Annotated in this window: 10 protein-coding genes and 1 tRNA gene; 2 read left to right on the plus strand and 9 right to left on the minus strand. The window is 65.1% G+C overall.

Annotated features, from left to right (window positions below):
• Positions 1 to 107: 107 nt before the first annotated feature.
• Positions 108 to 1,061 carry a quinoprotein relay system zinc metallohydrolase 2 gene (locus AUC69_RS02705; RefSeq protein ID WP_069440794.1) on the plus strand — a complete coding sequence of 318 codons (954 nt, stop codon included), beginning with the start codon at positions 108 to 110 and terminating at the stop codon, positions 1,059 to 1,061.
• 38 nt (positions 1,062 to 1,099) lie between these two features.
• Positions 1,100 to 1,924 carry a quinoprotein dehydrogenase-associated SoxYZ-like carrier gene (locus AUC69_RS02710; protein WP_069440795.1) on the plus strand — a complete coding sequence of 275 codons (825 nt, stop codon included), beginning with the start codon at positions 1,100 to 1,102 and terminating at the stop codon, positions 1,922 to 1,924.
• Positions 1,925 to 1,954: 30 nt separating this feature from the next.
• On the opposite strand, the gene AUC69_RS02715 is transcribed toward AUC69_RS02710, so the two are convergent.
• From AUC69_RS02715 to AUC69_RS02755, 9 genes are all read right to left on the minus strand, one after another.
• Complete coding sequence (locus AUC69_RS02715; RefSeq protein WP_069440796.1) at positions 1,955 to 2,239, minus strand: hypothetical protein; 285 nt, start codon at positions 2,237 to 2,239, stop codon at positions 1,955 to 1,957.
• Between the two features lie 37 nt (positions 2,240 to 2,276).
• Entirely contained in the window at positions 2,277 to 3,146 is an 870-nt protein-coding gene (gene lpxD, locus AUC69_RS02720) for a UDP-3-O-(3-hydroxymyristoyl)glucosamine N-acyltransferase (protein WP_244500053.1), read from the minus strand.
• 373 nt (positions 3,147 to 3,519) lie between these two features.
• Positions 3,520 to 3,595: transfer RNA gene (locus AUC69_RS02725), tRNA-Lys, on the minus strand.
• Between the two features lie 131 nt (positions 3,596 to 3,726).
• Complete coding sequence (gene rodA, locus AUC69_RS02730) at positions 3,727 to 4,881, minus strand: rod shape-determining protein RodA (RefSeq protein WP_069440797.1); 1,155 nt, start codon at positions 4,879 to 4,881, stop codon at positions 3,727 to 3,729.
• Entirely contained in the window at positions 4,878 to 6,746 is a 1,869-nt protein-coding gene (mrdA, locus tag AUC69_RS02735; protein WP_069440798.1) for a penicillin-binding protein 2, read from the minus strand. Before mrdA ends, rodA begins: the two co-directional genes overlap by 4 nt.
• The gene (locus AUC69_RS02740; RefSeq protein WP_069440799.1) at positions 6,743 to 7,036 is read right to left on the minus strand and encodes a hypothetical protein; all 294 of its coding nucleotides are present in this window, start codon (positions 7,034 to 7,036) and stop codon (positions 6,743 to 6,745) included. The genes mrdA and AUC69_RS02740 overlap by 4 nt, the downstream gene beginning before the upstream one ends.
• 210 nt (positions 7,037 to 7,246) lie before the next feature.
• Positions 7,247 to 8,254 carry a rod shape-determining protein MreC gene (gene mreC, locus AUC69_RS02745; protein ID WP_083239028.1) on the minus strand — a complete coding sequence of 336 codons (1,008 nt, stop codon included), beginning with the start codon at positions 8,252 to 8,254 and terminating at the stop codon, positions 7,247 to 7,249.
• Positions 8,255 to 8,347: 93 nt separating this feature from the next.
• Complete coding sequence (gene mreB, locus AUC69_RS02750; protein WP_069440801.1) at positions 8,348 to 9,385, minus strand: rod shape-determining protein; 1,038 nt, start codon at positions 9,383 to 9,385, stop codon at positions 8,348 to 8,350.
• Between the two features lie 406 nt (positions 9,386 to 9,791).
• Positions 9,792 to 11,375 carry a 2-isopropylmalate synthase gene (locus AUC69_RS02755; RefSeq protein ID WP_069440802.1) on the minus strand — a complete coding sequence of 528 codons (1,584 nt, stop codon included), beginning with the start codon at positions 11,373 to 11,375 and terminating at the stop codon, positions 9,792 to 9,794.
• Between the last annotated feature and the right edge of the window lie 696 nt (positions 11,376 to 12,071).

The following is a 12,071-nucleotide window of genomic DNA, read 5'->3' on the forward strand; positions in this document are numbered from 1 at the left end:
AGGGGCGGCTTGCCGCCGATTCTTGTTTTTACGTATTCGTCACACGATATGACCTTGATAGACGGGGTGCAGGTTGTTGTCCCAGTTCGATTTATTGCCGTAAGCAGATGTGCACACCTAAGCTCATATCGCGTCAGACATTCCTGAAAGCCAGCCTTGCCCTGGCGGCGACGCCGCTGCTGCGCTACGTCCCCGCCCACGCCGCCGCGGCCGACGTGAGCGAGGTGGCGCCTGGCGTGTTCGTGCATCAAGGCCGCTACGAGGTTCAGTCGCCCGAGAATCGCGGCGACATGGCCAATGCCAGCTTCGTTGTCGGGAGCGAGGGGGTCGCCGTCATCGACACCTCTGGAAGCGCCGTGATGGGACGCGAACTCCGTGACGCCATCCGCGCCGTGACCAACAAGCCGATCAAATACGTGATCAACACCCATATGCACCCCGATCACGTGTTCGGGAATGCGGCCTTCGTCCAGGACAACCCGACCTTTGTGGGCCACTACAAGCTCGCCCGCGCGCTCGGCACGCGCAGCCAGGGCTATATCACCGCGAACAAACAGATGCTTGGCGAGGCGACGTTCAAAGGCAGCGAGATCATCCTGCCGACACTCTCGATCAAGGAACCCACGACCCTCGATCTCGGCGACCGCACGCTGCTGCTGGAGCCGCAGCCAACGGCGCATACGGACAACGATCTCATCGTCACCGATTCGAAGACCAACACGCTGTTTCTCGGCGACCTGCTGTTCTCCGTGCATGTCCCGACGATCGACGGCTCCATCAAGGGATGGCTCGCGCTGCTCGATGAGATGGGCAAGCGAAAGGCCGCCCGGGTGGTTCCCGGCCACGGCCCCCAGACCATGGAGCTACCGGAGGCACTTGAGCCGGAGCAGCGATACTTGGCGACCATCGCAGCCGATGTGCGCCGTCAGATCGCCGAAGGCAAGACGCTAGCGGAAGCGACGAAAACGGCGGGATTCTCCGAAAAAGACGCCTGGAAGTTGTTCGATCAGTATCATGTCCGCAACGTCACCGCGGCATTCGCAGAACTGGAATGGGAATGATATACTGTTCCCAATCATGCAATGAGGAACACGGCACAATGCCTCACACTTTCATAAGCCTAGCCAAAGCCTGCGGCCTCGCCGCCCTGGCGGCATCCCTCCTCGTCCTCGGCCTGCCGGACGCACGCGCCGAAGAGAATGTCTGGCCCATCCTCAAGGAGCAGGCTTTCGGCGACCGGCCGATCCAGGAAGAGGACGGGATGGTGGTGCTCGAGACCCCATCGAAGGTGGAGGATGCCGCCATCGTTCCGTTGACCGTGCGGGTGCCGCCGTCGGTCAAGGGTGAGCTCAAGTCGCTCACGCTGTTCATCGACAAGAATCCCGATCCCAAGGTGGCCACCCTCACCTTCGGCCCCGCGGCCGGCACCAGCGGTGAGCGCAGCTTCTCCACCCGCGTGCGCGTCGATAATTTTTCGCATGTGCGCGCCATCCTGGAGACCGCGGACGGTAGCCTGCACATGACAACGAAGTTCCTCGCGGCCGCCGGCGGCTGTGCCGCCATGCAGGCGAAGGATCCCGATGCCGACTCGGCGGATATGGGCAAGGTGATCGTCAGGACTTTTCCGCCCGCGCTTGACTCGAACCCAATCTGGGCGGCGCAAGTGATGATCAAGCATCCGAACCACAACGGCATGCAGCTCGATATCAACACGGCCAAGTTCATCCCGGCGCGCTTCGTCAAGGAGATGACGGTGAAACGCGACGGCGAGCTGGTGTTTCAGTTGGATGGGACGTTCTCGATCTCGACCAATCCGAACTTCCGATTCACTTTCAGTCGCGGCGAGGAGAACGACCTTGATGTCGTGATCGTCGATACAGACGGGACGGTGTTCGAGGGCCAGACCCATCCGAAGGGCTCTTGAGGCCCTCCACCGCGCAATCGCTCGGCGGCGCTACTGCGGCTGTTTGCTGGAGTAATAGATGTGCGCCTGGAGCAAAAAGTCCTCGGGGCGCTTGAGGAAGAGCTTTTTCGCCGTCTCATTGCCGAAGCAATAGGTCTTGCCCTTGTAGACGGTGTTGACGGAGCAATCGGTCTGGATGTCCTTGCCGAGCGCAAGGCCCATGACGCACTCCCCGTCAAACTCTCCCTCCGCGGTCTCCGCCGCGAACACGGGATTGGCGGCGATTCCCACCATGGCGGCACCGGCCACGAGGCCGATGAAGACGCCCCTCTTCATTCTCTTCCTCGTCTGCTCATCCAGACGCCGTGGAAATTTACGCATCTCGCCCATTCTTGCCCAATTTCCTGAGAGCGGCGACCTCGCGGGCCCACTCCTTGAATGGGCGGGCGGGCGTGCCGCCCATGCGCGCGCCGGCCGGCACGTCGTCCTTGACGTGCGCCATGCCAGCAATCAGCACGCCGTCGCCGATCTTGACGTGCTCCACCACACCCGAGTGGGCGCCCATGATCACGAAGTCACCGAGCTGCGCGGAACCGGCAACGCCGGACTGAGAGACGATGATGCAATGGCGGCCGATGACAACGTTGTGGGCAATCTGAACCAGATTATCGATCTTGGTGCCGGCGCCGATCTTGGTGTCCGACAGGAAGCCGCGGTCCACGGTCGAGTTGGCGCCGATCTCCACGTCATCGTCGATGACGACGCGGCCGATCTGCGGAATCTTGAAATGTCCCTCGGCGCTCATGTCATAGCCGAAACCATCTTGGCCGATGCGCGAGCCGGCATGGAGGGTCACGCGGTCGCCGATGAGGGCGTGCGTCACCGAGGCGCCCGGGCCGACATAGCAGCGCTCTCCCATGAAAACGCGATAACCGACAATGGCGCCGGCGGCGATGGTGGTACCGGGACCGATGCGCGCTTCCCGGCCGACGATCGCACCCGGCTCGATGGTGACGCCCTCGGCAATCTCGGCCGTGGGGTGAATGAGCTCGCCGCTTTCCCGCGCCGACGCGGCGGCCGCGCACGGCTCCAGCGCCGAGGGATAAAGCAGGCCGACAGCCATGGCGAACGCGCGATGCGGGGCGTCGGTCATCACCGCCGCCGCCCCGGCGGGCACCAGACCGGCATCGCGGCGCTTGATCAGACAAGGCGGCCGCGCTCGTCGCCGCCAAGTCCACCGCATATTTGGGCCCGGTGCAAAAGGTGAGATGGGTTGCCGCGGCCTCCTTGAGAGGGCGCAAATCGTCGATTTCCGTCGCCCCGTCGCTGGCGAGCACAAGTTCGGCGCCGACCGCATCTGCGATGACCTGCAAGGCGATAGGGCGTGCACGCTCGAAGAATCCGGGGTGATTCACTCTTTTCTCCAGTTTGCGGGAAGATGCCGCGCGCTTGGCCAGCGGTGGGGGATCGGGCGCGTGGCGCCGAGGATCATAGACCCTTGAGGCGCCTTCCTATAGCGGCATTTTCTGGGCGGCCTTCGCCGGCACGCCACATGGAGGCCTCAAGGATTGCGTGCCGAGGCCAGATCGGCCGCCGACAACCACCGCTTTGGGAATTGGTGGGCGCACAAGGACTCGAACCTTGGACCCGCTGATTAAGAGTCAGCTGCTCTACCACCTGAGCTATGCGCCCTAAGAATGCGGCCTGCCCTCGCGAGACGCATCCGGGATGGGTGTTCGTGAACACCCAAGGGTGCTCCCCTTAGCATTGCCCCGGTTGGCCTGTCCAGTTTGCCTTTGTCGGAAAATGACTTGGCCGGCGGCTCACCAAAGGGTCCCGGCCTCCTCGCGCCGGAAGGTGACCCTGCGGTTGACGTGGGCGTTGAGCACAAAGCCGAGGCCAACGATCATGGTCAGCATCGAGGTGCCGCCGTAGGAGACGAGCGGCAGCGGCACGCCCACCACCGGCACGAGCCCGGTCACCATGGCCACGTTGATGAACACATAGGTGAACAGGCACAGCCCCATGCCGGCCGCCACGAGCCTGGCAAAGGTGCTGCGGCATCTGAGCGCCATATAGGTGATGAACACCAGCGTCAGGAGATAGAGGGCGAGCAGCGCCACCGCGCCGATGAAGCCCATCTCCTCGGCGAACATGGTGAAAATGAAGTCGGTGTGCTTCTCCGGCAGGAAGTTGAGCTGCGCTTGCGTGCCTTGCATGAAGCCCTTGCCCGCGAACCCGCCGGAGCCGATGGCGATCTTCGATTGCAGGATGTGGTAGCCGGAGCCGAGCGGGTCGCGCTCGGGATCGATGAAGGTCAGCACCCGCTCGCGCTGGTAGTCGTGCAGCTTCTCCCAGGCATGGGGCAAGGCCACGACGACGCCGACAATGACGGCGCCGAAGTAGAACCAACTCACCCCGGCGAGGAACAGCAGGCCGCCGCCGATGACCGCGAACAGCATTGCCGTGCCGAGATCGGGTTGGGCCAGGGCGAGCAACAACGGCAAGCCGATCATCAGGACCGGCGGAACAAGCGCGTCCGGGCGCCAGATCTTCTCCGGCGGCAACCATTGGTAATAACGGGCCAGCGCCAGGACCAGCGCGATCTTCATCATCTCCGAGGGCTGGAAACTGAATTCGCCATAGCCGAGCCAGCGCCGGGCGCCACCGCTCTCCACACCAATCAGTGGAACGAGCAACATCAAAAACAAGGCGACGAGATAGAGCGGATAGGCGCCGCGCAACCACCAACGGATGTCCGAAAAGGCGACGGCGAAGAGCAGCGCCAGCCCGAAGCAGAAGCGGACCACGTGGCGGCTCGCCCAGGGATCGAGCGCGCCGCCGGCCACGGAGTAGAGCGCTCCGGCGCCGACCAGCGCAATCGCCGTCACCAACAGCAGGAACGGCCAATTGAGCAGCAGGAGCTTCTTGGTCAGGTTGAGCTTCGGCGCCGGCGTTTCGGCAAAGAGCATCTTCATCGGACCGGCTCCGCAGCGGCAACCGCGGACGGCGTCTCGCTGTCGCTCTCGCTCACAAACGCCGGGCGTCCGGCCGGATCGCGCAGCAGAAGCTCCATCATCACGTCGCTGACCACGGGCGCCGCCGCACGCGAGCCGCCACCACCATGCTCCACGACGCAAGCCGCCGCATAGCGCGGCGCATCGGCCGGGGCGAAGGCAATGAACAGCGCGTGGGTCTCGCGTTCATAGGCCGACAGCTTGTGCTCGTTGCGCGAGCTCACCACCTGCGAGGTGCCGGTCTTACCCGCCATCTGCACATCGCCAAGCTTCAGGGCCGAACGGCCGGCCGTGCCGCCCTTCTCGTTGACCACGGCGATCATGCCATTGCGGACAATCTCCAAATGCACCGGGTCGAGGTCGAGCAACGGCCAGGGCTCGGTCCTAGCCTTGGGCGACATCACCAGGCTCGGCTGCACGGCACGTCCGGTCGCCACCCGCGTCGTCATCACCGCGAGCTGGAGCGGCGTGGTCGAAACGAAACCCTGGCCGATACCGGCGATCACGGTCTCGCCGGTATACCAAGCGTCGTACAGATTGGCCCGTTTCCAGGCCTGGTCGGGAATGAGGCCCGGCTTCTGGCCCGACAAGCCGCAGTCATAGGTCTGGCCCAGGCCAAGCTCGCGGGCCACCTTGGCGAGATGGTCGATACCCATGCGCTTGGCCGTCTCGTAGAAATAGACGTCGCAGGACTGCTTGAGCGCCTGATGCACGTCGATGCCGCCGCCATGGCTCTTCCAGCAGCGGAAGCGCTTGCGGCCCACCGCATAGCTGCCGGGGCAGCGCATCGTCTCATGGGCGTCAATGACGCCGGCGGAAAGACCGGCGAGCGCGGTCACCACTTTGAAAGTCGAACCCGGCGGGTATTGCCCGCGCACGGCGCGATTGTGCATCGGATGGTCGCCATTACGCGCCAGCTCCTTCCACTTCTCCATATCGACCTTGAAGGCGATATCGTTAGGATCGAAGGTCGGCGTCGAGGCCATGACGAGAATGCCGCCGGTGACCACGTCCATGACGACGATCGACGCCACCCGATGCTCCTTGATTCGATCGAGCGCCACGGTCTGGAGATGGTGGTCGATGGTGAGGACGAGGTCCCTCCCCTTCGTGCTCGGCTTCGAGCCGAGCTCGCGGACGACGCGGCCGCGCACGTCGACCTCGTATTTGATGGAACCCGGGCTTCCTCTGAGCTCGCGGTCGAAGGTCTTCTCAACGCCGGTGCGGCCCGTGCGGAAGCCCGGAAGCCGCATCACCGGGTCGTCGTTGACCTCGTCCTTGCCGGCCATGCCGACATAGCCGACCACGTGGGCCATGGGGCGGGAGTGGTTGTAGAGGCGATAGGCGGAACGATCCGTCCGCATGCCCGGGATCTGCGGCGCCAGGACGTTGAGCAGCGCGAACTGGCGCCACGACAGCCCCTCCGCGACGAGCACGGGGTAATAGCCGCTCTGGCGGCGCGCGGCCCGGGCGATGCGATCCCGCGTGGCGTCCGTGACGGGTACGACAGTGGCCAGCGCGTCGAGCGTGCCGGACAGGCTCTTGCAGAACGCCGGCAGCACGAGAACGCGCAGATTCTCACGGTCCTGGGCGATGACCGTGCCGTAGCGGTCGTAGATGGCGCCGCGCGACGGCGCGACGAGCTGCATCGTCATCCGGTTCTCGTCGGACAACAGACGATAGTCGGAGGAGTCGAGGATCTGGAGTTGATGCAGCCGCCAGCCGAGCAGCCCGAAGAGGCCCGCCTGGCCCACGCCGACGAGCAGCGCCCGGCGGGAGAAGCGGTGGCGCTGGCGGCGCGCATAGTCGGGACGCTTCTTGGTCATGAGCCGCCTCGGAAGATCGCGTTGCGCTCGGGACCCAAGCGGCCATGCCTCACCCACAGTAGTCCGTGCAGCACCACGGGGAACAGCGCGATGGAGGCAAGCGCACCGAAGGCAATCGGCCACCAGTCGATCCACCGGAAGTAATAGAGCGAGGCGAGCAGCCAGCCGAAACACCCCAGCAGGCTGACCAGCACGATCCAGATGAGCCAATGGGTGACGAAATCGCGGCCCTCGCCGAGTGAGCCGGTGCGGCCGCCGACGGTCGCGCGATCAAGCTCATGAGGGCCCAATAGCCGAGCGGTCCGCCGCTCATCAGATCGGCCAAGAGTCCAAGCCCCGCAGCGGCGGCCGGCGGCAGCGCCGCACCGGGAATCGCGCGCCAGCAAAACACCATCATCACGACGATGAGGGGCAGGATGAAGGTTGCATCGGCTGGCAATCCCCACGCACCGCGGTCGCAACCACCGCAAACAAAACAGACAGTGCCGGGAGGAACTTCGTCATCGCTCAGCCTGCGCCCGCCCCCCTGGTGAGAAGCCGGCGGCCGCGCCGGCGTGCTTGACCACGGTGGCGACGGGTAGCGCCGCCGCGGTTGCCGGGGCCGCGTTGGTTTTGGTGTCGGGAATCGCCGACAGTGCACCTGCGCCGCCGACACTCGTCGGATCGGAGCGCGTCAGGGCCGGTGTGTCGAAGAACAGCACACTGACAGCATCGAGCGAGTTCAGCTCGGCATAGGGGCGCACCTTGAAGGCGCCTTCCGCGCCGCTCACCACGCCGACCCTAAGCCCGCGCGGCAACACACCGTCGCTGCCGGACGTGTACACCTCGTCGCCGGCATAGAGGGCCGCGCCATCGGGAAGGAAATCGAGCTGCAGCTCGGCGCTGTTTGCGCCCGAGGCGAGGCCGCGCACGCCGGCCGGTCCCACCAGAACCGGAATGCGGCTGTTGAGGTCGTTGAGCAGGAGGACGCGCGCCACGGACTCGCCGGCGTCGACGGTACGGCCGACGAGACCATCACCGTTGATGACCGCATAGCCGATCCGCAATCCGTCCTCGCGTCCGAGATTGATCAGGGCGCTGCGCACGAAGGGTCCCCGCGCATCGGCAATGACGCGGCCCGTGGCGAACATCAGGCCGGGCTCCTCCACGGCATTCAGCAGCGCCCGTAAGTGAGCGACTTTGCGCTCGAGGAGCTTCGTGCGCCATTCCCATTGCTTGAGCTCCTCATTCTCCTTCTTGAGACGATCGACCTCTTCAAAGGAGGACATATAGAGCTCGGCGCGGTCGATGGCCCGGCGCGCCTCGATCGCTGGGACGGATGCAACCTCGAGCAACGGCGCGGTCAAGTCGACCAGTTCGTCGCGTGTATCGGCGATGACGCCGTGGCCGATACGGCTCAACACAAGCAGAACGGCACACAGGAAATAGAGCCCAAAACTGAGCAGTTCGACCGGAGCCTGCCAAGAGGGCCGGTGCCTGCGAAACAGTGGTGAGCCGCGCTCGCGCATCTTGCGTTCACTTCGTGGGAACGCCCCGACGGCGTTCCACCCCCCTCTTGGCCGCCGGCCACAGAGCCGACAGCCGCTTCTTCTGGCCGCCCGTTAGGGCTTGATCAGCAGTTCGGTCATCTCATCCAGCCGCTCCAGAGCCATGCCGGTCCCCCGGACCACACAGCGCAGCGGATCTTCGGCAATTTTGAACTTCACTCCTGTCTCTTGCTGGAGCCTGACATCGAGCTTGTCGAGAAGCGCGCCACCTCCGGTCAGATAGATGCCGGCGTCGCAAATATCCGCGGTGAGCTCGGGCGGCACATCCGCCAAGGCCTGACGGATGCCGCCGACGATCTGCTGGATCGGCAAGGTGAGCGCATCGGCGATCTCGTGCGGCCCCAGCGTGATCTCGGTGGGAAAGCCGCGCTGCAGGTCGCGCCCCTTAATCGTAATGGCCACATGGGTGCCGTTCGCTTTGGCAACGGCGGAGCCGGCCTCTTTCTTGATGGCCTCGGCATTGGTGGCGCCGATCAGCAGGTGATGCTTGAAGCGCGCGTAATTGACGATCGCCTCGTCCATGGAATTGCCGGCGGTGCGGATCGACTTCGAATAGATGACGCTGCCCATGGACATCACGCAGATGTCGGTGGTGCCGCCGCCGATATCGACGATCATGGAACCGCGGGGCTCCTTGATCGGCAGGCCGGCGCCGATCGCCGCCGCCACCGGCTCCTCGATGAGATAGACGCGCCGCGCGCCGGCCGAGAGACCCGCCTCATGCACGGCGCGACGTTCGACCGAGGTCGCGCTTGCCGGCACGCAGATCATAATGCGCGGGCTGCCGAACAGCCGCCGCTTGTTCACCCGGCGGATGAAATATTTGATCATCTCCTCCGCTGCGTTGAAGTCGGCGATCACGCCGTCGCGCAGCGGTTGGACCGTCTCGATCTTGGTGGGCGTCCGCCCAAGCATGGTTTTGGCCTCATGGCCGGCGGCGATGACCTTCCGGTCCTCGCCCCGCAGCTCAATGGCGACCACGGAAGGCTCGTCAAGAACGATCCCCCGTCCCGGCACGTAGACGACCGTGTTCGCCGTGCCAAGGTCGATGGCCATGTCCGCAGAGACAGAGCCCAAGACCCACGAGAACATGCAACCCGCCCCAATCGGCTCGCCGCATCACGGGAGCCCTTAAAACGCCACGGATACTCGCGCGAGGCAGAAAATAAGGCAGTTCCAACGGGTTCCGCCCGCAGCCGCGCGCGAGCACATGTTGCGTCAAATCTTAGTGACGGGCAATGCGTGATGCGCCCGTTTTGAAAAAACTCTTCGCTTGACGGACAGCCGAGGCGGTCAGCACCGGCCGAGCAGCGAATTTAGGCGAAACGCGAGAGGCGCTTTGCCAATGAGCGGCTTAGTGCGGCCCGTTAAGACGCGGGCGAAGAGTCGTCCGCCGTCAGCCGACCAAATCCGAAATTGTGGCGGTGGGGCCGCCCCGGTCGGGAGCGGCCGCCGCCGATCTTGCCCCGCCATATGGCAGATGCGCATGACGCGCGCATTACGAGGCGAGCATGGTCTCCGGCTTCCGCCGCGCGCCGCGGGCCATGAGCTTGTTCAGGGCGCTGACATAGGCCCGTGCCGAGGCGACCATGGTGTCGGTGTCGGAGCCCCTGCCGGTGGCGATCTTGCCGTCGGCCTCGAGGCGCACCATGACCTCGGCCTGGGCGTCGGTGCCCTCGGTCACCGCACTCACCTGATAGAGCGCCAGCCGTGCCTCTGGGCACCAGGCGCGGATGGCCCGGAAGGTGGCGTCGACAGGGCCATCGCCCACGGCCTCGTGGGTGTGCTGCTTGCCGTCCACGTCCAGCGTGATGGTCGCCTTCTGCGGCCCGCCGGTGCCGGCGATCACGGTCAGCGCCACGACCTTGATGCGGTCATGGGCGGAGGCGATCTCCTGATCCACCAAAGCCTCGATGTCCTCGTCATAGACATGCTTCTTGGCATCGGCCAAAGCCTTGAAGCGCACGAAGGCGTCCTCGAAGGCATTGCCGCCCAGCTCGTAGCCGAGTTCCTTCAGCTTCTCGCGGAAGGCGTGGCGCCCGGAATGCTTGCCCATGACCAGGGAGGACTCCTTCAGGCCGACGCTTTCCGGCGTCATGATCTCGAAGGTGCCGGCATGTTTCAGCATGCCGTCCTGGTGGATGCCGCTTTCATGGGCAAAGGCGTTCCGGCCGACGATGGCCTTGTTGTATTGCACCGGGAACGCGGTCACGCGGGAGACAAGCTTCGAGGCCCGGGTCAGCATGGTGGTGTCAATGCCGGTCCATACCCGCATGGCGTCAGCGCGGGTGTGAATCGCCATGACAATCTCTTCGAGCGCCGCATTGCCGGCGCGCTCGCCCAGCCCGTTGACGGCGCATTCCACCTGACGGGCCCCGGCGCCGACGCCGGACAAGGAGTTGGCGACGGCCAGGCCGAGATCGTTATGGCAATGGGTGGAGAAGACGATTTCGTCGGCACCCGGCACCCGCTCCATCAGCATGCGGATCAGGCCCGCGAACTCGTCGGGCGTGGCGTAGCCCACGGTGTCGGGAATATTGACGGTGGTGGCGCCGGCCTTGATGGCCGCCTCGACGCACGCGCACAGGAAATCGGCCTCGGTGCGGGTCGCATCCATGGCCGACCACTCGACATCGTCGGTATGGCCGCGCGCACGGGTCACCGACGCGGTCACCCGCTCCAGCACCTCCGCCTTCTCGATGCCCATCTGATATTTGCGATGGAGCGGCGAGGTGCCGATGAAGGTGTGGATGCGGCCGCGCTTGGCGGGCTTGATCGCCTCGGCGCAGACGTCGATGTCCTTCATCTGCGCGCGCGCCAGGCCGCAAATCACCGAATTTTCGGCGCGGCGGGCAATCTCCTGCACGCTCTCGAAATCGCCCTGAGAGGCGATCGGGAATCCCGCCTCGATGATATCGACGCCCATCTCGTCGAGAAGCTCGGCGACCTCCAGCTTCTCGTCGAAGGTCATGGTGGCGCCGGGGCATTGCTCGCCGTCGCGCAAGGTCGTGTCGAAGATGACCACGCGGTCCTTCTCATCGCGCGGCGCGGCCTGCGGGGCTTGATTCTCGTCGGATCCCATATGTCTCGTCCTTAGGCTTCTGGGCGCCAATCTATCATGATCGGCAGCCGCTAATGTTCCGTTGCTCGGCTGCTGCTTTCATCCCCTGAACGCCCGCCTCGGCCGAAACCAAGACCGCCGGAGCTCAGGGGCGGCTAAGGAGGAGGAGCTTGAGGGGAAGCGCGCACGCAGACGCGGCCAGCGGGAAACCGCCGGTTTTCAGCCACATCTGGTCGTTCAGGCGCTGCATGTCTCACCTCTTGCGCGGGCCCGAGAGCGCCGCGTTTCCAGGAAAATAGTGCGAACCCGCCGTGGGGGCAAGGGCAAGCGGTTGTGTTGCCGCGACGCAGGGCGCCCGGGCTTCATTTTTGCGCTACCGGCCTCCGGCCTACTTGAGCGCGTTTGCGCTTCCGGCCTTTGAGCGCACCTCCCCGTGGCTCCCATGAAATCCCCTCGCGATGAGGGGGGTGGCGCGCCGCTTGGCGCAGATCCTTTAGGTATCCGCGGGCTTTGCGAGACCCGCGGCGGGCGCCGTCACGGCGCGCCACATCCGGCGATATCAGGCCCCCTTCCGCACGGCTTCTCACCAGTGGCACAGGCGCGCAGATCGTTCGCGCGCCTCACCCGACGACCCACGCGTTCCAGCGCAGGTGGGCGGAGCGGGGACCCCCGAGGCCGGAACGCGTCTTCCTGGCGCGGGGGTCCGGGCCGGGCGGG

Origin of the sequence: Methyloceanibacter superfactus (assembly GCF_001723305.1) — a bacterium.
In the GTDB taxonomy this organism is placed as follows: Bacteria; Pseudomonadota; Alphaproteobacteria; order Rhizobiales; family Methyloligellaceae; genus Methyloceanibacter; species Methyloceanibacter superfactus.

Bases quoted from the DNA above. Each gene is read 5' to 3' on its own strand.
- AUC69_RS02705 (WP_069440794.1), top strand. From the start codon at position 108: ATGTGCACACCTAAGCTCATATCGCGTCAGACATTCCTGAAAGCCAGC.
- AUC69_RS02710 (WP_069440795.1), top strand. From the start codon at position 1,100: ATGCCTCACACTTTCATAAGCCTAGCCAAAGCCTGCGGCCTCGCCGCC.
- AUC69_RS02715 (WP_069440796.1), bottom strand. From the start codon at position 2,239: ATGAAGAGGGGCGTCTTCATCGGCCTCGTGGCCGGTGCCGCCATGGTG.
- lpxD (WP_244500053.1), bottom strand. From the start codon at position 3,146: ATGCGGTGGACTTGGCGGCGACGAGCGCGGCCGCCTTGTCTGATCAAG.
- rodA (WP_069440797.1), bottom strand. From the start codon at position 4,881: ATGAAGATGCTCTTTGCCGAAACGCCGGCGCCGAAGCTCAACCTGACC.
- mrdA (WP_069440798.1), bottom strand. From the start codon at position 6,746: ATGACCAAGAAGCGTCCCGACTATGCGCGCCGCCAGCGCCACCGCTTC.
- mreC (WP_083239028.1), bottom strand. From the start codon at position 8,254: ATGCGCGAGCGCGGCTCACCACTGTTTCGCAGGCACCGGCCCTCTTGG.
- mreB (WP_069440801.1), bottom strand. From the start codon at position 9,385: ATGTTCTCGTGGGTCTTGGGCTCTGTCTCTGCGGACATGGCCATCGAC.
- AUC69_RS02755 (WP_069440802.1), bottom strand. From the start codon at position 11,375: ATGGGATCCGACGAGAATCAAGCCCCGCAGGCCGCGCCGCGCGATGAG.